The sequence below is a fragment of the Streptomyces sp. NBC_00887 genome, assembly GCF_045207585.1.
The window spans coordinates 5,212,836-5,235,035 of record NZ_CP108788.1; the positions used below are offsets into that span (position 1 = coordinate 5,212,836).

At 70.5% G+C, this 22,200-nt stretch carries 21 protein-coding genes and 1 pseudogene; 8 read left to right on the forward strand and 14 right to left on the reverse strand.

Going from position 1 to position 22,200, the window contains the following annotated elements:
* Positions 1-20 precede the first annotated feature (20 nt).
* Genes OG844_RS23735 through OG844_RS23780 form a run of 10 tightly spaced genes read right to left on the reverse strand, consistent with a single transcriptional unit; the run spans position 21 to position 10,080 of the window.
* Positions 21-1,556 carry an NADH-quinone oxidoreductase subunit N gene (locus OG844_RS23735; RefSeq protein ID WP_406392895.1) on the reverse strand — a complete coding sequence of 512 codons (1,536 nt, stop codon included), beginning with the start codon at positions 1,554-1,556 and terminating at the stop codon, positions 21-23.
* Complete coding sequence (locus tag OG844_RS23740; protein WP_406396229.1) at positions 1,553-3,121, reverse strand: NADH-quinone oxidoreductase subunit M; 1,569 nt, start codon at positions 3,119-3,121, stop codon at positions 1,553-1,555. Before OG844_RS23740 ends, OG844_RS23735 begins: the two co-directional genes overlap by 4 nt.
* A 27-nt stretch (positions 3,122-3,148) precedes the next feature.
* Positions 3,149-5,143 carry an NADH-quinone oxidoreductase subunit L gene (locus tag OG844_RS23745; protein WP_406392896.1) on the reverse strand — a complete coding sequence of 665 codons (1,995 nt, stop codon included), beginning with the start codon at positions 5,141-5,143 and terminating at the stop codon, positions 3,149-3,151.
* Positions 5,140-5,559 (reverse strand): NADH-quinone oxidoreductase subunit NuoK, encoded by a 420-nt coding sequence (gene nuoK / locus OG844_RS23750; RefSeq protein WP_406392898.1) that lies wholly within the window; start codon positions 5,557-5,559, stop codon positions 5,140-5,142. The genes OG844_RS23745 and nuoK overlap by 4 nt, the downstream gene beginning before the upstream one ends.
* Positions 5,559-6,113 (reverse strand): NADH-quinone oxidoreductase subunit J, encoded by a 555-nt coding sequence (locus OG844_RS23755; RefSeq protein WP_406392899.1) that lies wholly within the window; start codon positions 6,111-6,113, stop codon positions 5,559-5,561. Before OG844_RS23755 ends, nuoK begins: the two co-directional genes overlap by 1 nt.
* A complete protein-coding gene (locus OG844_RS23760) occupies positions 6,110-6,727 on the reverse strand; it encodes a NuoI/complex I 23 kDa subunit family protein (protein ID WP_406392901.1) in 618 nt (205 codons plus the stop codon). Before OG844_RS23760 ends, OG844_RS23755 begins: the two co-directional genes overlap by 4 nt.
* Positions 6,727-7,695 carry an NADH-quinone oxidoreductase subunit H gene (locus OG844_RS23765; protein ID WP_406392902.1) on the reverse strand — a complete coding sequence of 323 codons (969 nt, stop codon included), beginning with the start codon at positions 7,693-7,695 and terminating at the stop codon, positions 6,727-6,729. The genes OG844_RS23760 and OG844_RS23765 overlap by 1 nt, the downstream gene beginning before the upstream one ends.
* Complete coding sequence (locus OG844_RS23770; RefSeq protein ID WP_406392904.1) at positions 7,692-9,032, reverse strand: NADH-quinone oxidoreductase subunit C; 1,341 nt, start codon at positions 9,030-9,032, stop codon at positions 7,692-7,694. Before OG844_RS23770 ends, OG844_RS23765 begins: the two co-directional genes overlap by 4 nt.
* On the reverse strand, positions 9,029-9,664 hold the full coding sequence (locus tag OG844_RS23775) for an NADH-quinone oxidoreductase subunit B (protein ID WP_406392905.1): 636 nt from the start codon (positions 9,662-9,664) through the stop codon (positions 9,029-9,031). Before OG844_RS23775 ends, OG844_RS23770 begins: the two co-directional genes overlap by 4 nt.
* Entirely contained in the window at positions 9,655-10,080 is a 426-nt protein-coding gene (locus OG844_RS23780) for an NADH-quinone oxidoreductase subunit A (RefSeq protein WP_351175787.1), read from the reverse strand. Before OG844_RS23780 ends, OG844_RS23775 begins: the two co-directional genes overlap by 10 nt.
* Before the next feature lie 143 nt (positions 10,081-10,223).
* Between OG844_RS23780 and OG844_RS23785 the strand changes: the two genes are divergently transcribed.
* The 5 genes from OG844_RS23785 (at position 10,224) to OG844_RS23805 (ending at position 17,067) form a co-directional block, all read left to right on the forward strand.
* Positions 10,224-11,414 (forward strand): sensor histidine kinase, encoded by a 1,191-nt coding sequence (locus OG844_RS23785; protein ID WP_406392907.1) that lies wholly within the window; start codon positions 10,224-10,226, stop codon positions 11,412-11,414.
* A gap of 156 nt (positions 11,415-11,570) precedes the next feature.
* The gene (locus OG844_RS23790; protein WP_406392908.1) at positions 11,571-12,926 is read left to right on the forward strand and encodes a sensor histidine kinase; all 1,356 of its coding nucleotides are present in this window, start codon (positions 11,571-11,573) and stop codon (positions 12,924-12,926) included.
* Positions 12,927-13,155: 229 nt separating this feature from the next.
* The gene (locus OG844_RS23795; RefSeq protein ID WP_406396231.1) at positions 13,156-13,815 is read left to right on the forward strand and encodes a LuxR C-terminal-related transcriptional regulator; all 660 of its coding nucleotides are present in this window, start codon (positions 13,156-13,158) and stop codon (positions 13,813-13,815) included.
* Between the two features lie 245 nt (positions 13,816-14,060).
* Positions 14,061-16,016, forward strand: a complete 1,956-nt coding sequence (locus OG844_RS23800) for a 2-oxoacid:acceptor oxidoreductase subunit alpha (RefSeq protein WP_406392910.1) — start codon at positions 14,061-14,063, stop codon at positions 16,014-16,016.
* Positions 16,009-17,067, forward strand: a complete 1,059-nt coding sequence (locus OG844_RS23805; protein ID WP_406392911.1) for a 2-oxoacid:ferredoxin oxidoreductase subunit beta — start codon at positions 16,009-16,011, stop codon at positions 17,065-17,067. The genes OG844_RS23800 and OG844_RS23805 overlap by 8 nt, the downstream gene beginning before the upstream one ends.
* A gap of 5 nt (positions 17,068-17,072) precedes the next feature.
* Here the strand turns inward: OG844_RS23805 and OG844_RS23810 are convergent.
* Positions 17,073-17,237: pseudogene (locus OG844_RS23810) on the reverse strand (transcriptional regulator); the annotation flags it as partial.
* A gap of 204 nt (positions 17,238-17,441) precedes the next feature.
* Here OG844_RS23810 and rarD point away from each other — a divergent pair.
* Entirely contained in the window at positions 17,442-18,488 is a 1,047-nt protein-coding gene (rarD, locus tag OG844_RS23815) for an EamA family transporter RarD (RefSeq protein WP_406392912.1), read from the forward strand.
* A 49-nt stretch (positions 18,489-18,537) separates the two neighbouring features.
* Here the strand turns inward: rarD and OG844_RS23820 are convergent, their stop codons facing one another.
* The gene (locus OG844_RS23820) at positions 18,538-20,142 is read right to left on the reverse strand and encodes an MFS transporter (protein ID WP_406392913.1); all 1,605 of its coding nucleotides are present in this window, start codon (positions 20,140-20,142) and stop codon (positions 18,538-18,540) included.
* Between the two features lie 8 nt (positions 20,143-20,150).
* Between OG844_RS23820 and OG844_RS23825 the strand changes: the two genes are divergently transcribed.
* Both OG844_RS23825 and OG844_RS23830 read left to right on the forward strand, forming a co-directional pair.
* Entirely contained in the window at positions 20,151-20,615 is a 465-nt protein-coding gene (locus OG844_RS23825) for a winged helix-turn-helix transcriptional regulator (RefSeq protein WP_406392914.1), read from the forward strand.
* Between the two features lie 88 nt (positions 20,616-20,703).
* Complete coding sequence (locus OG844_RS23830; protein WP_406392915.1) at positions 20,704-21,153, forward strand: hypothetical protein; 450 nt, start codon at positions 20,704-20,706, stop codon at positions 21,151-21,153.
* 6 nt (positions 21,154-21,159) lie between these two features.
* Here the strand turns inward: OG844_RS23830 and OG844_RS23835 are convergent, their stop codons facing one another.
* On the reverse strand, positions 21,160-21,543 hold the full coding sequence (locus OG844_RS23835; protein WP_406392917.1) for an SRPBCC domain-containing protein: 384 nt from the start codon (positions 21,541-21,543) through the stop codon (positions 21,160-21,162).
* Between the two features lie 13 nt (positions 21,544-21,556).
* A complete protein-coding gene (locus OG844_RS23840) occupies positions 21,557-22,186 on the reverse strand; it encodes a CGNR zinc finger domain-containing protein (RefSeq protein ID WP_406392919.1) in 630 nt (209 codons plus the stop codon).
* Positions 22,187-22,200: the final 14 nt, after the last annotated feature.

A 22,200-nucleotide genomic window follows, 5' to 3' on the forward strand; every position in this document is an offset into this window, starting at 1 on the left:
GCAAACCGATCTTGCGAGGGTCAGAAGAGGCTGACCGCGGCGAAGCGGAGGACGAGCTGGGGTGCCCCCGAGAGGGCGATGCCGGTCACTGCGGTGAGGGCGATCGCGAGGGTGAGGGAGGCGGGGACGTGGTGGGTGCGGGGGGTGGCGGCCGGCTCGTCACCGGGTGTGGTCTCCGGTGCGCGGAAGAGCGCCGCCGTCCACTGGAGGTAGTAGTAGAGCGCGATCACGACGTTGACGGCCATGACGACGGCGAGCCAGCCCAGCCCGGCGTCCACGGCCGAGGAGAAGACGGTGACCTTGGCGAAGAGGCCGATGATCCCCGGGGGCAGGCCGGCCAGACAGAGCAGGAAGAAGCCCATGGCGAGCGCGGCAAGGGGACGGGTGGCGTACAGGCCGCGGTAGTCGCTGAGGCGGTTGCCGGGGTGGGTACGGGCGACGAGAGCGGCGACGGCGAATGCGCCGAGGTTCACGACGGCGTACATGAGGGCGTACGCGACGGTGGAGCCGATCTGTTCGTCGCTGGAGTACGCGGCGGCGGCGATCGGGACGAGCAGGTAACCGGCCTGGCCGACGGACGACCAGGCGAGGAGGCGCACTGCGCTGCGGGCGCGGGTCGCGGTCTGCCGGAGCGCGGCGACGTTGCCGACGGTCATGGTGAGGGCGGCGAGCACCGCGAGGGCGGGGCCCCACACGTCGGCGTAGGACGGGAAGCCGATCACGGTGACGAGGATGAGTCCGGAGAAGCCGACCGCCTTGCCGACGACCGAGAGGTACGCGGCGATCGGGAGGGGGGCTCCGACGTAGGTGTCGGGGACCCAGAAGTGGAAGGGTGCGGCGGCCGTCTTGAAGGCGAAACCGACGAGGGTGAGGACGACGCCCGCCGCGGCGAGGGTGTCGAACCGGCCGGGTACGTCGTCGAGGCGGTCGGCGATCTCCGTGAGGTGCAGGCTGCCGGTGGTCGCGTAGACGAAGCTGACGCCGAGGAGCATCACGGCAGTGGCGACGACGGAGGAGAGGAAGAACTTCAGCGCGGCTTCGGAGGAGCGCCGGTCGCCGCGCTTGATGCCGACGAGGGCGAAGGCGGGGAGCGAGGCGACTTCGAGGGCGACGACGAGGGTGGCGAGGTCGCGCGCCGCGGGCAGGAGTGCGGCGCCCGCCGCGGAGGACAGCAGAAGGAACCAGAACTCGCCTGCCGGCAGTTTGCGGGTGTCACCGATCGAGAGCAGCGCGGTGAGCAGGGCTACGCCGAGTACGAGGGCCTGGATGACGAGGGCGAAGTGGTCGGCGGTGTAGCTGCAGGCCTGGGCGGGGCCGGTGAGACAGAAGGTGGAGCGGTCTCCGGCGCGGAGCGGGATGAGGAGGGCGAGCGCGGCGACGAGTCCGGCGACGGCTCCGTATCCGAGGAGCGGCTTGCGTCGTTCGCTGACGAAGAGGTCGGCGACGAGGATGCCGAGGGCCACCACGGCGGCGATGACGGGCGGTGCGATCGCGAGCCAGTCGACGGACTGGACGAGGCTTGCCGCCCCGGTTGCGCTGTCGGCTGCCACGGTCACGACTTGCCTCCTGCGAGGAGCTTCTGCACGGCCGGGTCGGTGAGGCCGAGGAGGACGGCGGGCCAGAGTCCGGCGAGGACGGTGAGGGCGGCGAGCGGGGTCCAGGCGGCGAATTCGTAGCTCTGGATATCGGCCACCGGGCGGAGCTCCTCGCGGCCCCCGCCCGTTTCGGGCGTCCCGCCCATGCAGACGCGGCGTACGACGATGAGCATGTACGCGGCCGTGAGCAGGGTGCCGAAGGCGCCGATGGACATGAAGGTGAGGAAGGCGGGGCGGCTGAGGCCTTCGGCAGGGTCGAAGGCGCCGAAGAGGGTGAGCATCTCGCCCCAGAATCCGGCGAGGCCGGGGAGGCCCAGCGAGGCGATCGCGGCGAAGGCGAGAAGGCCGCCGAGGCGGGGGGCCCGGCCGTAGAGAGCTGCTCCGGTGGCCCCGGCGAGCGTGTCGAGGTCCGCTGTGCCGTACCGGTCCTTGACGGCGCCGACGAGGAAGAACAGCAGTCCGGTGATCAGGCCGTGGGCGATGTTGGCGAAGAGCGCGCCGTTGACGCCGGTGGGGGTCATCGTCGCGATGCCGAGGAGTACGAAGCCCATGTGGCCCACGGAGGAGTAGGCGATGAGGCGCTTGAGGTCGCCCTTCGCGCCGGGGCGGGCGAGGGCGAGGCAGGCGAGGGATCCGTAGATGATTCCGACGACGGCGAACGCGGCGAGGTAGGGCGCGAAGGTCCGCATCCCGTCGGGCGTGACGGGGAGCAGGATCCGTACGAAACCGTACGTTCCCATCTTCAGCATGACGCCGGCGAGGAGGACGGATCCGACGGTCGGCGCGGCGGTGTGGGCGTCGGGGAGCCAGCTGTGCAGCGGCCACATCGGGGTCTTCACCGCGAGGCCGATACCGATGGCGAGTACGGCGATGACCTGCACGGACGCGGTGAGACCACGGCCGTTGTCAGTGGCGAGTGCCACCATGTCGAAGGTGCCGCTCTTCAGTCCGATGAGGAGCAGCCCCAGCAGCATGAGCACGGAGCCGAGCAGCGTGTAGAGGATGAACTTCCAGGCGGCGGGCTGCTTCCGGTCGCCGCCCCAGCGGGCGATGAGGAAGTACATCGGGACGAGGACCATCTCGAAGGCCAGGAAGAACAGCAGCAGGTCGAGGACGGCGAAGGTCGCGAGGGTGCCGGACTCGAGGACCAGGACGAGTGCGACGAAGGCCTTCGGGGAGGGGCCTGCGGGGAGCTTGAAGTAGCTGTAGAGCGCGCAGAGGAAGGTCAGCAGCGCGGTCAGTACGAGGAGGGGGAGCGAGATGCCGTCGGTGCCGAGGTGGATCCGGACGTCGAGTGCCGGGATCCAGCTGATGTCGGTGGTGGCCTGCATCTTCGACGGGTGGTCGTGGTCGAAGCCCGCGGCCAGGACGAGTGCGGCGACGAGAACGGCGCCGGTCACGGTCACGCCGTGGCGGAGCACTGCCTGGTCGGGGTTCCTGCCCTTGAGCCCGGGCGGGGCGGGCAGGAGCGCGGCGGCGGCACCGACGAGCGGGCCGACGACGATGAACGCCAGAAGGAACTGCATCACGGATGCGCTGATATCGATCACGGTTCACGCCCCGGCGTTGACGTTGGCAAAGACGACGGCGGCGATCGCCAGGACAAGGGATCCGGCGAGCAGCGCGCCGAGGTAGGTCTGCACGTTGCCGGTCTGGGCGCGACGGACCACGGTGCCGAGGCCGCGGGCGAGGCTGCCCGAGGCGCGCACGTAGGTGTCGACGACCTCGCGGTCCAGGAAGCGGACGAGGCCGGCGGCTGCCTGGACGGGGCGGACGAAGAGCCTCGTGTACAGGGCGTCGAGGTGGAAGCCGGTGACGGCGTGCCGGTGGAGCGGGCCGAGCAGGAGGCGGCCGGGGTCCGAGGGGTCGGGGGCGTCCGCGATGGTGCCGTAGGCGGCGGTGTGGGAGGTCATCGCCTCGACCTCCACCAGGGCGGGTTCCGCGTCGGGGTGGGCGGCGACCGCGCCGACCGGGGGACGGTCGGCCATCGCCATGGTGTGGCGCCAGGCCCCGTACGTGACGAGTCCGCCGACGAGGCCGACCCCGGTGGAGAGTACGGCGGTCGTGAGGGACGGGGTGAGGCTGTGTCCGTCGAACCAGTCGGCGATGGCGCCGACGGTGAGGCCGAAGGCGATCGTGGGAACGGCGAGGACCCAGAGCACGGAGGTCATCGCTACGGGCTGCTTGCCGTGGTCGGCGGCCTCGGTGCCGCGCCCGCGGAAGGTGAGGAGCCACAGGCGGGTGGCGTAGGCGGCGGTGAGGACGGCGGCGAGGAGCCCGGCGACGAGGACCGTCCAGCCTGCGACCGCGGGCGCCACGTCACGGTCGCCGAAGGCGGTGTGCTCGGCGGCGACGAGTACGGCTTCCTTGGAGAAGAAGCCGGCGAACGGGGGAATGGCGGCGAGCGCGAGGAGGGCGACGGTCATCGTCCAGTAGGCGTCGGGGATGCGCCTGGTCAGGCCGCCCATGCGGGACATGGCTGCCAGTGAGTTGGTTCCCGCGGCGTGGATGACGACGCCTGCGGCGAGGAAGAGGACCGCTTTGAACGCACCGTGCGAAATGAGGTGGAAGACGGCGGCACCCCGGTCGCCGACGGCCAGGGCTCCGGACATGTAGCCGAGCTGTCCGATGGTCGAGTAGGCGAGGACGCGTTTGATGTCGTCCTGGGCCAGGGCGGCGAGCCCGGAGCCGATCATCGTGACGGCGGCCATCACGGCGAGGACGACGAGGGCTGCGCCGGATTCCGCGAAGACGGGGAGGAGCCGGGCCACGAAGTAGATACCGGCGGCGACCATCGTCGCGGCGTGGATGAGCGCGGAGACCGGGGTGGGGCCGGCCATCGCGTCGGGCAGCCAGGTGTGCAGCGGGAACTGCGCGGACTTGCCCGCGACGCCCGCGAGGAGCAGCAGGGCGATGAGGGTGGGGTGGTCGAGTCCGCCGTTGGCGACGGCGCCGAGGATGCCGGTGATGCGGAAGGTGCCGGTGTCCGCGGCGAGTGCGAACAGGCCGATGAGGAAGGGGACGTCGCCGAGCTTGGTGACGAGGAAGGCCTTGAGGGAGGCGGCGCGGGCCTCGGGCGTCTCCCAGTAGTGGCCGACCAGGAAGTACGAGCAGATGCCCATGATCTCCCAGCCGACCAGGAGCACCATCAGGTCGCCGGAGTAGACGACGAGCAGCATCGCGGAGGTGAAGAGGGAGACGAGGGCCGCGTAGGAGGGGTAGCGGGCGTCGTCGCGCAGGTAGGCCGTCGAGTAGATCTGCACACAGGTGGCGACGAGTGCGACGAGGACGGCGACGAGGACGGCGAAGCCGTCGAGGTACAGGGCGAGGTCGATGGGGACCGAGCCCGTGGGGGTGAGTTCGGTCGCGGCGACGACGGCCGGGCCGCCGCCCTGGCGTACGGCGACGACGACGGCGATGACGCCTGCGGCGAGCGTGGGCAGTACGGCGAGGGGCCGTGCGTAGCCGGTCCTGCCGAGGAGGAGTCCGGCGGCAGCACCCAGGAACGGGAGGAGGGGGACGAGGACGGCGAGGGTCGTGGTGGTCACGCGGTGGCCTCTGCCTTCTTTGCCTTCCCTGCCGGAGCAGTGGCCGGGTGTGCGGTGCCGCGGGCGGCGTCGTCGGTGTCCTCGTCGCCGGGGAGCGTCTCGGCCTCGTCGGTCTCCGCGGTGTCGCGGAGGCGGTCGACGTCCGAACTGCCCCGGTTGCGGTAGACGGCCAGGACGATCGCCAGGCCGATGCCGATCTCGGCTGCGGCGATGGCGATGGTGAAGAGGGTGAGGGCCTGGCCGGCGTGGAGCGCGTCCCGGAGCCAGACGTCGAAGGCGACCAGGTTGAGGTTGACGGCGTTGAGCATCAGCTCGACGGACATGAGAAGGAGGATCGCGTTGCGGCGGGCGAGGACTCCGTACAGCCCGGTGCAGAAGAGGAGGACGGCGAGCACGGCGGGATAGGCGAGGTGCATCAGCTCTTGTCCTCTCGGTCCTTGCGGGACAGGACGATCGCGCCGACGAGGGCGGCGAGCAGCAGGACGGAGAGCGCCTCGAAGGGCAGCACCCAGTGCCGGAAGAGGAACTCGCCGGTCGCCTTGGTGGAGCCCTGGGCCGGTCCGTCCAGGTCGATCCAGGTCGTACGGAAGGCGTCGACGACGACCCAGACGAGGGCCGCTGCCGAGGCCACGGCCACGCCCAGGGCGACCCAGCGGTTGCCCGAGTCGGCATCCGGGGAGCGGCCGATGGGGGCCCGGGTGAGCATCAGCCCGAAGAGGAGGAGGACGACGATGGAGCCGACGTAGATCAGCACCTGCACCCAGGCGATGAATTCGGCGGTGAGCAGGAGGTACTCGACGGCCAGACCGCCGAGCGCCACGACGAGCCAGAGGGCGGCGTGCACGAGCTGCTTGGTGGTGACGGTGATGAGTGCCGCGCCGAAAGTGGCGAGTCCTACGAGGAGGAAGGCGATCTCGACGCCGGTCGGGGAGAGGAAGCCGGGGTGACCGGCGGCCGCTGCGAGGGTCACTCCTGTCCCCCCTGTTCGCCGTCCTGCGCCGCGTCCTGTGCCGCGCCTCGTTCCGTAGCCCGGTCCGTGACCACGGCCTGTTCCGCTTCCTGGGCCGCCTGGAGCTTCTCCGCCGTCTTGCGGGCGGCCGCGATCTCCTTCGGCTCCTCGGCTCCCGGGTCGAGTGCGGGCGGCTCGGGCACGGTCCACATCCATTCGCGGAGCTTGTCGCGCTCGTGGGTGAGTTCGTGGATGTCCGTCTCGGCGTACTCGAACTCCGGAGACCAGAAGAGGGCGTCGAAAGGACACACCTCGATGCAGATACCGCAGTACATGCAGAGGGCGAAGTCGATGGCGAACCGGTCCAGGACGTTACGGCTGCGCTCGCGGCCACCGGGAGCGGCGGCAGGCACGGTCTCCTTGTGTGAGTCGATGTAGATGCACCAGTCGGGGCACTCTCGGGCGCAGAGCATGCAGACGGTGCAGTTCTCCTCGAACAGCCCGATGACGCCGCGGGTACGGGGCGGCAGTTCCGGCTGGACGTCCGGGTACTGGGCGGTGACCGTGCGCTTCGTCATGGTCCGCAGGGTGACGGCGAGACCCTTGGCCAGGCCTGAGCCGGGGATCGGAGGCACTAGTTGATCGCCACCTTCACGATGCCGGTGAGCGCGATCTGCGCGAGAGCGAGGGGGATGAGCGTGGTCCAGGCGAGCTTCTGCAGCTGGTCCTCGCGCAGACGGGGGTAGGTGACGCGGAGCCAGATGACGACGAAGGCGAGGACGGCCACCTTGAGCAGGGTCCAGACCCAGCCGAGCCCGTCGGCACCGAGCGGACCGTGCCAGCCGCCGAGGAAGAGAACGGTGGTCAGCCCGCACAGGACGACGATTCCGGCGTACTCGGCGAGCAGGAACAGGGCGAAGCGCAGGCCCGTGTACTCGGTGTACGCACCGAAGATGATCTCGGAGTCGGCGATCGGCATGTCGAACGGCGGACGCTGGAGCTCGGCGAGCCCGGCCACGAAGAAGACCAGGGCCCCGACGATCTGCCAGGGCAGCCACCACCACTCGAAGGCGTTCAGGATGCCGGGGAGCGAGACGGTGCCGGCCGCCATGGCCACGGAGGCGGCGGCGAGCAGCATCGGCAGTTCGTACGCGAGGAGCTGCGCCGCGGTGCGGAGCCCGCCGAGGAGCGAGAACTTGTTGGCCGAGGCCCATCCCGCCATCAGTGAGCCGAGCACGCCGATGCCCATGACGGCGAGCACGAAGAAGATGCCCGCGTCGACGACCTGGCCGACCGCGCCCTCGCTGGGCCCGATCGGGATGGCGACGAGCACGAGGAGGTACGGCAGGAGGGCGATGGCGGGGGCGAGCTGGAAGACGCGGCGGTCGGCATCGGCCGGGACCACGTCCTCCTTCTGCGCGAACTTCACGCCGTCCGCGACGAGCTGGGCCCAGCCGTGGAACCCGCCCGCGTACATCGGGCCGAGCCGGCCCTGCATGTGGGCCATCACCTTGTGCTCGGCCTGTCCCACGACGAGCGGGACGACCATGAACACGGCGAAGACGATGACGAGCCGGATGGCGACGTCGAGTACGTCGTTCACGCGGTATCGCCTCCGGCGGGACGGTCGGTTCGGGGGTCTGGGTCGGGCTCGGGCTCGGCTTCGGGGCTCGGCTCGGGCTCGGCGGCTTCGGCGGCTTCGGCGGCTTCGGCCTCAGGCTCCGTGACCCCTGCCTCGGGCTCGGTCGCCCCGGCCCCGATGGTCCCGGCCGCCGTGGCCCGGTCCGGAGCGGCCTCCGGAGCGGGGCCGGCGGGCTCGGGTGAGTCGGGGGCGCCGCCTGAGGAGGCATCGTCGAAGGCAGGGCGTGCGTGGTGCCAGGGTGCGTCCGTGCTGCGGACAGCACGGGGCGCGCGGGGCGCACGGGGCGCAGGCGTGCTCGTCGGCTCGGTGCCTGCGGGCCCGGCGTCAGCCGGTGCGGGTGCCGCGTCAGCCGGTGCGGGTGCCGCGTCCGCCTCCGTGGCCTCCGGCGCCGGGGCCTGCGCGGCGTCGGAGGGTGATGCGGCCTCCCCCTCCGTGGCCGCCGGACGCGAAAGCCCGGTGGCCGGACGCGAAGGCTCCGTGGTCGGGGCGGCAGGCTCCGCGGACTGGCTTGCCGAGCCCTGGGAGACACTGCGACTCCGACGCGGTGGCGCGGCCTGCGGGGTCGCTGCGGCGTCCGGTGCGGTGGCACCCGCCGCGGCGTCCGGCGCCGCGGGGCGCTGCTCCGCCGAGCCTTCGCTCGCGGTACGGGCCCGGCGTACAGGACGGTCGCCCGCCGCCCGGGCGCCCCTGGCCGGACGGGCCGGGGCGGGCGGGAGCTGGCCCTTGAGCGGGCCCCACTCGTTGGGGTCGGGGACGCCCGGCGGCAGCATGGTGCGCCGCTTGGGCCCGCCGTGTTCGGACTCGCCCGGCTCCTTCGCGCCCGGCCAGGCCTTGGCGACCCGGGCGGCCAGGACGAAGTCCTTGCGCAGCGGGTGGCCTTCGAAGCCCTCGGGCAGCAGGAGCGGAACCAGGTGCGGGTGGTCCTCGAACCGGACGCCGAACATCTCGTGCGTCTCGCGCTCGTGCCAGGCAGCACCCGCGTACACGTCGATCGCGGTGGGCAGTGCGGGCGCCTCGCGCGGGACCGTCGTACGCACCAACAGGCGCCGGACCCGGCCGCTGCCCGGAGCGGCCACGTGGGCGCAGACGAGGAAACCTGTGCCCGGCTCGTCGACCGCGCTCAGCCAGTCGAAGTAGCCGCAGCCCAGCTCGTCGCGGGCCGTTTCGAGGGCGGCGATCCAGGAGGAGGCGGGAACGTCGACGGTCAGCAGGTCGTACGCGTACGCAGCCGTGGCGTCCTCGCCGAAGATGTCGGCGACGGCATCCGGCAGCCGGTCGTACGTGTCCGCGGCGGTCACTTCTGCTCCTCCCCCGGTGCCTTCGGGGCGGCGACGAGACCGCTGCGCAGCGCGGCGGTCGAGGGGCGGGCGGTGTCCTCGGTGGCGTACCGCTCGGCGAGCGACTCCCGGGCGATCTTCTCCTGGAGCTTGAGAATGCCCTGCAGCAGGGCTTCGGGGCGGGGCGGGCAGCCGGGTACGTACACGTCGACGGGGATGATCTGGTCGACGCCCTTCGTCACGGAGTACGAATCCCAGTACGGACCGCCGCAGTTGGAGCAGGCGCCGAAGGAGATGACGTACTTCGGTTCGGGCATCTGCTCGTAGAGCCGCTTCACCGCCGGGGCCATCTTGTCCGTCACGGTGCCGGACACGATCATGAGGTCGGCCTGCCGCGGGCCGGGGGCGAACGGGATCACGCCGAGCCGGATGAAGTCGTGGCGCGCCATGGAGGCGGCGATGAACTCGATGGCGCAGCAGGCGAGTCCGAAGTTGAAGACCCAGAGGCTGTAGCGGCGGCCCCAGTTGAGGACCACCTTCATCGGTTCGGGCGCGAGCCGGGCCAGCACGCCGAGCCTCTTCGGCTCGGGCAGCAGCGTCGGATCGGGCAGCGGAACGGGAGGTTCCGGGTTCGGCCGGCTCGTCACGCCCATTCGAGGACGCCCTTCTTCCATGCGTAGAGCAGTCCTACGGCCAGGAAACCGAGGAAGATGAACATTTCCACCAGCGTCGTCGCACCGTATCCGGGTGCCGCGAACACCGTTGCCCACGGGAACAGGAAGATCGAGTCGACGGCGAAGATCACGTACAGGAAGGCGTAGACGTAGTAGCGGACCTGGGTATGGGCCCAACCCTCCCCCACGGGGTCCACGCCGCACTCGTAGGTGAGCAGTTTCTCCGGCGTCGGGACCACGGGCCTGAGCAGTCGGCCGGCCCCGAAGGCGACGGCGACGAACAGCACGCCGACCAGGGCGAGCAGTCCGACCACTGAGTAGCTCTGGAAGTAGTCCGACGCGAGAACGGTCGGTCCCGGCACGTCCGCCACGTCCGCCCCTCGCTCCCTCAGCATGTCCGACGTCTGTACGCACGGGAGTCTAGGCCCTGTTAAAGAGAGGGTAAGCAGCCGCGTCGGACAAGTGGTGGGGTTATCCCTACTTCGCCCCACCCACGAACCCCATGGCGTGCGCGGGTTCCGCCCGGCAGGCTGGGTCCATGACCATGAGCCCCTCCCTGCCGGACAACGACCGGCCGCCGCCCGCGCGCTTCGCTTTCGACCGGCAGACGTGGAAGGAGATCGCGTTTCTCCTGGCCAACCTTCCGATGGCAATTGCCGGATTCGTCTACACCGTGCTCCTGATCGGCGTGGGCGTGGGGCTCTCCGTCACCGTGGTCGGTCTGCCGTTGCTCGCCCTCGGGCTGCAGGGCGCGCGTGGGCTCGGCAAGGCGGAGCGGGCCCGTGCGAGGGGGATGCTCGGGGTGCGGATCGACGAGCCGAGCCCGATGCCGCGCAGCCGCCGCGACCGGGGATTCTTCTCCTGGCTGTGGTCGGGGCTGAGGGATCCGGTGGGCTGGCGGGCGTTGTTGTTCTCGTTCATGCGGCTGCCGTGGGGTGTGGCGACGTTCGCCGTGACGCTGGTGGGCCTCTTCGTACTGTGGCCGGTGCTCCCCTTCATCGCGCGGGGGCTGACGAACGCGGACCGGGCGATGGCGCGGGGTCTGCTCTCCCCCTCCGACGAGTTGGAGGCCCGGATCGCCGAGCTGGAGTCGGACCGCGGGGTGGTCGTGGACACGGCAGCCGCGGACCTGCGCCGCATCGAACGGGACCTCCACGACGGCGCCCAGGCACGCCTCGTCGCCCTCGCCATGGACCTCGGCCTCGCCAAGGAGAAACTGACCGCCGACCCCGAAGCAGCCGCCCGCATGGTCGACGAAGCCCACGGCGAAGTGAAGGTCGCCCTCCAGGAACTCCGCGACCTCGCCCGCGGCATCCACCCCGCCGTCCTCACCGACCGCGGCCTGGACGCCGCCCTCTCCTCCATCGCCTCCCGCTGCACCGTCCCCGTCAACGTGTCCGTGGAACTGCCCGGCCGGCCCGCGGAGGCCATCGAGGGCATCGCGTACTTCACGGTGTCCGAACTCCTCCAGAACGTCAGCAAGCACAGCCGCGCCCGGTCGGTCTCTGTCGAAGTGTGGCGCGCGCAGGAGCGGCTGCTGATCCAGGTGACGGACGACGGGGTCGGCGGCGCCCGGCTGGACGGCGGCACGGGCATGTCCGGGCTGGCGGAGCGGCTGGGTGCGGTCGACGGGCTGTTCGTGCTGGACTCTCCGGAGGGCGGGCCCACCACGGTCACCGCGGAGCTGCCGTGGCGCGACCGTGCGCACGCCGCGCCGAAGACCGTCTGACGGTGTTCCGTGGGTGGTGGGGTGGGGAAAACCCCCGGCCGGATACGGAGACCGTCCTCATGGTGCGGATCCCCTCGGCGCAGCAGTCTTGAGATATCAGCCGTTGTACCGGCACGCGGGGAGCTCCCGCCCAGAAGAAACGGACGGACGCCACTGATGGCCACGGCATACGGACCGGACACACGGGACCACCACCGGCCCGGTGCCGGATCGGGCGGCTACCCCCCGGAGAGGCATTTCCTCCCGGCGGCCCTGCGCGCGCCCTTCGAGGCGCGGACGTGGCGTGAGCTCGCCTACCTGGTACTGAGCCTGCCGATCAGCGTGGTGCTGTTCAGTTTCGCGATCACCATGATGTCGCTGGGCCTGGGCATGCTGATCACCTTCCTCGGCATTCCGATACTCGCCGCGGGTCTGGTCATGTGCCGCGGCTTCGGCGCGATGGAGCGGGTCCGCGCCCGTGGGCTGCTGAAGCTGGACGTGGCCGATCCCGCGCCGGTACGGGGGAGGACGGGCGGCCTGATGTCCTGGGTCGGCGCGGTACTGAAGAGCGGGGTGTCCTGGCGGCATCTGCTCTACGCGCTGCTGCACTTCCCGTGGGCCCTGTTCGCCTTCATCGTCTCCGTGACGTTCTGGACGTACGGGTGGGCCATGTTCACCTATCCGCTGTGGCGCTGGGTCTTCCCGGCGTACGCGGGCATCGACGGGGTCCAGCTGTACGGCGACAGCACCCACCAGGTCTACCTCGACTCCGCCTTCGAGATGGCGGTCACCAGCGGTCTCGGCCTGGTCCTCGTCCTGGTCACGCCGTGGATCATCCGCGGCCTGGCGTCCGTGGACCGGGTGATGGTCGGCGGCCTGCTCAGCCCCTCGCGGCTGGCGACCCGGGTCTCGGAGCTGGAGTCGGACCGCGGGGTGGTCGTGGACACGGCAGCCGCGGACCTGCGCCGCATCGAACGGGACCTCCACGACGGCGCCCAGGCACGCCTCGTCGCCCTCGCCATGGACCTCGGCCTCGCCAAGGAGAAACTGACCGCCGACCCCGAAGCAGCCGCCCGCATGGTCGACGAAGCCCACGGCGAAGTGAAGGTCGCCCTCCAGGAACTCCGCGACCTCGCCCGCGGCATCCACCCCGCCGTCCTCACCGACCGCGGCCTGGACGCCGCTCTCTCCTCCATCGCCTCCCGCTGCACCGTCCCCGTCAACGTGTCCGTGGAGCTGGAGTCCCGGCCCGCCCAGGCCATCGAGGGCATCGCGTACTTCACGGTGTCCGAACTCCTCCAGAACGTCAGCAAGCATGCGCGGGCCACCCGTGCGGAGGTCGATGTGTGGCGCGCCGCCGACCGGCTGATGCTCCAGGTGACGGACAACGGGCGCGGCGGGGCCGACCTCACGTCGGGCAGCGGTCTGGCCGGTCTGACCGAGCGGCTGGACGCGGTCGACGGCATCCTCGTCGTGGACTCCCCCGCCGGTGGCCCGACGACGGTCACGGCCGAGCTGCCCTGGCGGCGCTGACAGTTCCCCGCGACGCACCAGCCACTCCACGCAGCGCCCCGGCCGCCTCGAAGGCGACCCGGGGCGCTGCGCCTCGCGTGTGGCGGACGAAAGCTGCTTGTACGGCCCGTCAGGGCGTCGATCCTGGGATGCTTGAGGTCGCGGGCACGGCGCGTACGGCGGCGTACACACGGATCACCATCAAACGTTGAACATGGACAGTGGGGGACACAGCGTCGTGGAGGAACGAGTGCGGGTTGTCATCGCCGAGGACTCAGTACTGCTTCGGGAGGGACTCACCCGGCTTCTGACCGATCTCGGGCACGACGTCGTCGCGGGGGTGGGGGATGCCGAGGCGCTGATCAAGACCGTGAGCGACCTCGCCGCGCAGGATGAGCTGCCCGATGTGGTGGTCGCCGATGTGCGGATGCCACCGACCCACACCGACGAGGGGGTGCGGGCCGCGGTGCGGCTGCGCAAGGAGTACCCGGACATCGGGGTGCTGGTGCTCTCGCAGTACGTCGAGGAGCAGTACGCCACCGAGCTGCTGGCCGGCAGCAGCCGGGGGGTGGGTTACCTCCTGAAGGACCGGGTCGCCGAGGTCAGGGAGTTCGTGGACGCCGTGGTGCGGGTGGCCCGGGGCGGGACCGCGCTGGACCCCGAGGTGGTGGCGCAGCTGCTGGGCCGGAGCCGTAAGCAGGACGTGCTGGCGGGGCTCACTCCGCGCGAGCGGGAGGTCCTCGGCCTGATGGCGGAGGGGCGGACGAATTCGGCAGTGGCCAAGCAGCTGGTGGTCAGCGACGGGGCCGTCGAGAAGCACGTCAGCAACATCTTCCAGAAACTGGGCCTGTCACCCAGTGATGGAGATCACCGGCGCGTTCTGGCGGTTCTCACCTACCTCAAGTCGTAGTGATCCGACGATCTAGTGACAGTGGAGCGAAATCCCAGGCCTGAACGAAAGGATGAGTGCCGAGAGCGTTCATCCGAAGGCCAGGGGGTCCGAGAAATAGAGCAAAGCGTGACGTATCCGTTTCGCGAAAACGCGTCCACCATATGATCAGTCCAAGGTAGGCACCCTTACAGAAGTAGGGTGGGGCCTGGACCGCCGGCGGGCCGGCCGGTCCCGAGCCGCCGCCCCGAGGGAGGTCCAGTTCAGTGACCAGCCAGGTCAGTAGCCCAGCCGGAAAGACCGATGAGGCCAGCGAGGCTGTCGTCGGGGAGCAACGCGCCCCCCAGCCAGATCAACCGGGTGCCGCTGAGAAGGAAATCCGCCGCCTGGACCGGGTGATCATCCGTTTCGCGGGTGACTCGGGTGATGGCATGCAGTTGACGGGTGACCGGTTCACGTCGGAGACGGCGTCGTTCGGGAACGACCTGTCGACGCTGCCGAACTTCCCGGCCGAGATCCGGGCGCCTGCCGGCACGCTGCCGGGTGTGTCGTCGTTCCAGCTGCACTTCGCGGACCACGACATCCTGACCCCCGGCGACGCGCCGAACGTTCTGGTCGCGATGAATCCCGCCGCACTGAAGGCGAATATCGCCGATGTGCCACGCGGGGCGGACATCATCGTGAACACGGACGAGTTCACGAAGCGTCCGATGGCGAAGGTCGGTTACGAGACGTCTCCGTTGGAGGACGGGTCGCTCGAGGCGTACAACGTGCATCCGGTGCCGTTGACGACGTTGACGATCGAGGCTTTGAAGGAGTTCGGGCTTTCCCGTAAAGAGGCCGAGCGGTCGAAGAATATGTTTGCGCTCGGGTTGTTGTCGTGGATGTACAACCGTCCGACGGAGGGTACGGAGAAGTTCCTCCGGTCGAAGTTCGCGAAGAAGCCGGTCATTGCCGAGGCGAATGTGGCGGCGTTCCGGGCGGGCTGGAATTTCGGTGAGACGACGGAGGACTTCGCTGTCTCGTATGAGGTGGCTCCTGCGACGCAGGCGTTCCCGACGGGTACGTATCGCAATATTTCTGGGAATCTCGCGTTGTCGTACGGGTTGATCGCGGCGGGCCGGCTGGCGGATCTTCCGGTGTACCTGGGTTCGTATCCGATCACTCCCGCCTCGGACATCCTGCATGAGCTGTCGCGTCACAAGAACTTCGGCGTGCGGACGTTCCAGGCGGAGGACGAGATCGCGGGAATCGGGGCGGCGCTGGGTGCGGCGTTCGGTGGTTCGCTCGGGGTGACGACGACGTCGGGTCCGGGTGTGGCGCTGAAGTCGGAGACGATCGGCCTGGCCGTCTCCCTGGAGCTGCCGTTGCTGATCATCGACATCCAGCGGGGTGGCCCGTCGACGGGTCTGCCGACGAAGACGGAGCAGGCGGATCTGCTGCAGGCGATGTACGGGCGCAACGGTGAGGCCCCCGTGCCGATCGTGGCACCGAGGACACCTGCGGACTGCTTCGACGCGGCGCTGGACGCGGCGCGGATCGCGCTGACGTACCGGACTCCGGTGTTCCTGCTGTCGGACGGGTATCTGGCCAACGGTTCGGAGCCGTGGCGGATCCCGGAGATCGACAGCCTCCCGGACCTGCGGACCCGGTTCGCGACGGGCCCGAACCATGAACTGGCCGATGGTACGGAGGTGTTCTGGCCGTACAAGCGGGATCCGGAGACGCTGGCCCGTCCATGGGCGGTGCCGGGGACGCCGGGGCTGGAGCACCGGATCGGCGGGATCGAGAAGCAGGACGGCACGGGCAATATTTCCTACGACCCGGCCAACCACGACTTCATGGTCCGCACCCGCCAGGCGAAGATCGACGGGATCACTGTCCCGGATCTGGAGGTCGACGACCCGGCGGGGGCCACCACCCTGGTTCTCGGGTGGGGTTCGACGTACGGGCCGATCACCGCGGCGGTACGCCGGCTGCGTGCGGCCGGTGAGCCGATCGCGCAGGCCCACCTGCGTCACCTCAACCCGTTCCCGAAGAACCTCGGCGAGGTCCTGAAGGGATACGACAAGGTCGTCGTCCCGGAGATGAACCTCGGCCAGCTCGCCACCCTCGTCCGGGCCAAGTACCTCGTCGACGCCCGGAGTTTCACCCAGGTCAACGGAATGCCCTTCAAGGCCGAGCAGCTCGCCACAGCCCTCAAGGAGGCCATCGATGCCTGATACCAACGAACTCCTCCACCTGGTCCCCAAGGCCGAGGGCAAGCAGTCCATGAAGGACTTCAAGTCCGACCAGGAGGTGCGCTGGTGCCCGGGCTGCGGTGACTACGCGGTGCTCGCGGCGGTGCAGGGGTTCATGCCCGAACTCGGGCTGGCGAAGGAGAACATCACCTTCGTCTCCGGCATCGGCTGCTCGTCCCGCTTCCCGTACTACATGAACACCTACGGGATGCACTCCATCCACGGCCGCGCCCCGTCCATCGCGACCGGACTGGCCACCTCACGCCGGGACCTGTCGGTCTGGGTCGTCACCGGCGACGGAGACGCCCTGTCCATCGGCGGGAACCACCTCATCCACGCCCTGCGCCGCAACGTCAACCTCAAGATCCTCCTGTTCAACAACAGGATCTATGGACTGACCAAGGGCCAGTACAGCCCCACCTCCGAAGTCGGCAAGATCACCAAGTCCACGCCGATGGGATCACTCGACGCCCCCTTCAACCCGGTCTCCCTCGCGCTGGGCGCCGAGGCGTCCTTCGTCGCCCGGACCGTCGACTCCGACCGCAAGCACCTCACCGGCGTGCTCCGCGCCGCGGCCGACCACCCGGGCACCGCACTCGTGGAGATCTACCAGAACTGCAACATCTTCAACGACGGCGCCTTCGACGCCCTCAAGGACAAGGACCAGGCGGAGGAAGCGGTCATCCGCCTCGAACACGGCCGGCCCATCCGCTTCGGTGCCGACGGCCACAAGGGCGTCGTGCGCGACCCGATCACCGGTGACCTCGAAGTCGTCGCGGTCACCGAGGAGAACCAGTCCCGCATCCTCGTCCATGACGCCCACAACCCCAGCCCCACCACGGCCTTCGCCCTCTCCCGCCTCGCCGACGCCGACACCCTCCACCACACCCCCATCGGCGTCCTGCGCAGCGTCGAACGACCCGTCTACGACACCCTCATGTCCGACCAGCTCGACACCGCCATCGAACAACACGGCAAGGGTGACCTGAGCACCTTGCTGGCGGGCAACGACACCTGGACCGTGATCGGCTGATCCCGTCACACCTGTTCGCCGGGGCCCGGAACCGACTGGTTCCGGGCCCCGTCGTATGCCGCGCGTGCCGACTCGACCGCGTCCACCTGCCGCTCGGACCGGCGGGCCGGCGCCCGGACCCGGTCGGCGGCCTCCCTGCCGAGCGGGGTGGGCGAGTAGTCCACGCGGGGCGTACCAGCGGTGACCTGGCCCGCCTGATCGGCCGGCCGACGACTCCGCTCGCCGAGACGGTGGCGGCCGCGGTCTCCGACGGGTGAACGACCGGCGGTAGCCGTGTCACGAGTGTTTCCGTGAGACGGCTATGACACGGGGCCGTTCCGGCGCTACCGTCGTGCAGTCGGCCGATCGCCGACGCAGGAGCGCCAGGAGGGCTCGTGAAGGGGAAGAACGAACAGCGGGCAGGCCTGCTGTACGGAATCGGCGCGTACGGGATGTGGGGCCTCGTGCCCCTGTTCTGGCCGCTGCTGGAACCGTCCGGAGCGATGGAGATCCTCGCCCACCGGATGGTCTGGTCGCTGGGTGTCGTGGGCATCGCGCTGCTCGCCCTGCGCCGTTGGGCCTGGATCGGCGCACTGCTCAGGCAGCCCGCGAAGCTGGGTCTCATAGCGATTGCCGCGACGGTCATCTCCGTCAACTGGGGCATCTACATCTGGTCCGTCAACAACGGCCACGTCGTCGAGGCGTCGCTCGGCTACTTCATCAATCCGCTGGTCACGATCGCGATGGGTGTCCTGCTGCTCGGTGAGCGGCTGCGGCCCGTGCAGTGGACCGCGGTGGCGACCGGTTTCGCCGCGGTGCTGGTCCTGGCGATCGGCTACGGGCAGCCGCCCTGGGTCTCGCTGGCCCTGGCCTTCTCCTTCGCGACGTACGGCCTGGTGAAGAAGAAGGTCAACATGGGCGGCCTGGAGTCGCTGGCCGCCGAGACCGCTGTGCTGTTCGTGCCCGCGCTCGGGTTCCTCCTGTGGCTCGCCGCACGCGGTGACACGACGTTCCTGGTCGGGGGCGCGGGACACGGGGCTCTCCTCGCCGCGACGGGCCTCGTGACGGCCGTCCCGCTCGTCTGCTTCGGTGCGGCGGCGATCCGGGTGCCGCTGTCCGTGCTCGGCCTGCTGCAGTACCTGGCTCCGGTCTTCCAGTTCGGGCTCGGCATCCTGTACTTCCACGAGGCGATGCCGCCCGAGCGATGGGCCGGATTCGCTCTGGTCTGGGTGGCGCTGATGCTGCTGACCTGGGACGCGCTGCGGACGGCGCGACGGACACGGGCCGAGGCGCTCCGCCTCGCCGTCCTGGCCGCGGAGGCCGGGGCGCCGGTGGGCACGACTGCCGCTCCGGCACCGGATGCGGTGCCCGGCACGACGCCGGGGGCGTCTGCCGGTACGGATGCGGGTGCGGCGGCCGCGGAGCGGGCACCGGCTTCCTGACCGGGTGGGCCAGGTGGATCCGGTACCCGCGCCGCTCCCCCGGGCCGGGTCAGGCTCCGGCTCCTGCGGTGGTCCTCGGCTCCCCTGCGGGCACCGGTGCGGTGGCTCCGTCCGCGGGGCCGGCCGTGCGCCTCTCCGTACGCAGGCCGTACGCCGTGATCAGCGCGCCCAGCACCACCATCACCACCGGCACCACCAGTGCCGCGCGGAAGGCCGTCAGCGTGGCGGCGGCCGAGCCGTCCGTTCCGGCCGAGACGGCGCCGTACACCGCGGTCACGGCCGAGATGCCGACGGCCGAGCCGAACTGCGTCGAGGTGTGCAGCAGGCCTCCCGCCAGCCCCTGCTCGGCATCGGGCACGTCGTCGGTCGCGGCGATGGACAGCGGACCGTACGCCAGCGCGAAGGCGGTTCCGGTGAGGATCAGGGTCGGGAACATCGCGAGGTACGTCCAGTCGAGCCCGATCGGCAGGAACAGCCCGTACGAGGCGATGGCGAGCACGAAGCCGCCGAGGACGACCCGTGCGTTGCCGAAGCGGTTGACCAGGCGCGGGGTCAGGGTCGGGGCCAGGACCGCGTCGGCGCCCATGACCACCAGGGCGAGGGCGGTCTGCAGCGAGGACCAGCCGCGCAGCTCCTGGAGGTACAGGGTCACCACGAACTGGAAGCCGAAGAAGGAGCCCACGAAGAGGAGCGCCCCGAGGTCGGCGCGGATCATGGACGCCCTGCGCAGCATCGCGAGCCTGACGAGCGGGGCGGACGCCCGTCGTTCGATCAGGACGAAGAGCCCGGCCAGGAGCAGTCCGGCCGCGAAGGCCCCGGCCGGCAGTGCCCAGCCCTCGGCCGCGTGCTCCAGGCGCACGATCCCGAAGGCCAGGAGCAGCATCGCGCCCGCCGCCGTCGCGGCCCCCGGCAGGTCGAAGCCGCCGGTGCGTTCGGGCCTGGCCTCGACGGGGACCGTACGGACCGCTGCGAGCAGGATGCCCGCGGCGAGCAGCACGGGCGCGAAGAACACCCAGCGCCAGCCGAGCTGGGTGAGCAGACCGCCGATGACGAGGCCGAGCGAGAAGCCTCCGGCCGCGGTTCCGGCGAAGACCAGCAGGGCCTTGTTGCGCTGCGGCCCCTCCTCGTACGACGTGGTGATCAGTGACATGGCCGCGGGGGTCATGAAGGCGGCGGCGACACCGGTGACGAAGCGGGCCACGATCAGCATCCAGCCTTCGGTGGCCAGGCCCCCGAGACCGGAGAAGAGCAGGAACACGGTGAGCCAGACGAGGAACATCCGGCGTCTGCCGAGCAGGTCGGCCGCGCGGCCGCCGAGGAGGGTGAAGCCGGCGTAGCCGAGGACGTAGGCACTCATCACCCACGCCGCGGTGCCTGTCGACAGGTCCAGGTCGGCCCTGATGGACGGGACGGCCACGGCGAGCATGGCGACGTCGATGCCCTCCAGGAAGATCGTGCCGCACAGGACGAGCAGCAGGGCCCAGGCCCGGGCGGACAGTGCGGGTGCGATGGGTGCGGCGACGGACACAGGAGTCCCCTTGTCGTGGTCCGGAATGCTGCGGAGCCCCGAGGGTGTGGAGCGGTACGGGGCGGGTGCGGTTACGAACAGGAGGGTCGGTTCCCTCTTGTAACCAAGGAGATCGTGCGCCAGCATGGGGCTTTATGGAAGAAGGCACTTCGAAGTCACCGAGGCACCCCGAAGGCACCGTGGCCACGCTCCCGCCGGAGCCGCACGCGACTGGGGGCGATCCCGATCCCTTCCAGTGGGACACCCGCGAGGGCTGCGAGGTGCGGCAGATCCTGGACCGGGTCGCCGACAAGTGGTCCCTGCTGGTGATCGCGCTGCTCGACCGCCGCAAACTCCGCTTCACCCAGCTGAAGCGGGAGATCGACGGCATCAGCCAGCGGATGCTGACCGTCACCCTGCGCCAGCTGGAGCGCGACGGGCTCATCGAGCGGACGGTCCACCCGGTGGTACCGCCCAGGGTGGAGTACGAGCTCACGCCTCTCGGCGGCACGCTGCACACCACGATCCGCACCCTGGTGACCTGGACCGAGGAGCACCAGGACGAGATCGCGGCAGCCCGCGCGGGCTACGACGCACGCGCAGCCCTGGAGGAACGCTAGGACTCCTCCGTCTGGATCATGCCGTCGGACCGGGTGGGTGTGGCATGCATGGTGGACGGCACACGCAAAGGCTGATTGAGTGCCCGGGATGGGGACGATTCTGGGGGACATGAGGCACGTTCAGTGGCATGAGCTGCGCCATGCGGGCGGCTCCGCCTCCCAGGTCCCCGGCATGCTGTCGCGGATCGCCTGGGGCGACAGCGAGTCCGCCGAGGACGCGCTGAGCGACCTCGGGCAGTGGATCGGCGCCATGGCCGTCTTCGACTCGACGGTCGCCACGGTGCCGTTCCTGTGGGAGCTCGCCGCGACTGCGTCGGTGAAGGACCGCGTCGGTGTGCTCGGACTGCTGCAGACGATCCTCGCCCACGGGCACACACACCACCCGGAGTGGACGAGGGACTCCCACCTGGCCGTCCTGGCGGGCCGGACGACGGCCCTGCGGCTCACCGGTGACGGCGATCCAGCGGTCCGCGAGTCGGCCCAGGAGCTGCTGACCGCGCTCGACGGGCACGTCTGCAGGACCTGCCCACCGGAGTAGGACGGGTCAGCCGAGCGCGGCCTCGACCCGGTCCATCACGTGCTGCCAGTGGGCGCGCCGCTCCTCGCGTTCCTCCGCGCTCGCGAGACGCTCCTCGTGGAAGCGGAGCACCGCCTTGTCCTGAGGGCTGGGCGACACCGTGACCTGGACCGTCGTGGAGCCGTGGGTCAGCCGGATGCGGTTGCCCGGGTGGTAGCTGCGGATCTCGCCCTCGACCCCGCCGGCCGTGCGGTACGGGGCGCCCTTCTCGGTGGGCAGCGACGAGGAGCCGAGCCAGAGGGCCACGCCCTCGTCGCCGGCGATGAACTCCCAGACGGCCGAAGCGGTCCTGGGCAGCGTCCTGGAAACGCCGATCTCCCACCCGGCGTCCTGTGTGAGTCCGGTCGGCATCATGCCTCTCCCTTCATTCCCCGGCGTCGCCGGGTTCCGTGTGGCGGGCGCGGTGCGCCCGTACCTTGTGGCGGTTGCCGCAGCGGCCCATCGCGCACCAGCGCCGCCTGCCGGGGCGGGAGGTGTCGACGAAGTGCAGGGCGCACCCGTGGGCCTCGCATTCCCGGATCCGGGTGGCGTACGGCCCGGTGAACAGCTCCACGGCATCCCGGGCGACCGTCGACAGGAGGGCCGTTCCGGTAGCCCCCGGGGCCCACTCCCGGCTGCCGTCGGCCGTCATCAGGGCCGCCAGCGGGGGTTCGGCGGCGGCTGCGTTCACCACGTCCGTGTCGGCGGGGGCGAGGGCGAGGTCCTTCGCGCGGGCCTGGGTCATCCGCCAGAGCGCACCGCGCAGTGCATGGGCGCGGGCCAGCTCCGCCTCGCCGACCAGGAGCACCAAGCCGCCGGGCAGCCGGCTCTCGCCCGCCCACCGGACCAGGTCGGCGGGCTCGCGCAGCGTTTCGTAGTGCCATGGCACGCCGCCCGGATCACTGGTGAGCAGCAGCTCCAGACACAGGGCGCCCGGGTCGAACCGGTACGAACGGCCCTGCCGCGTACGGAGGATCAGCCCCGGTTCCGGCGTGCCTGTTGCCGACGCAGTCATGTAACCACTATAAA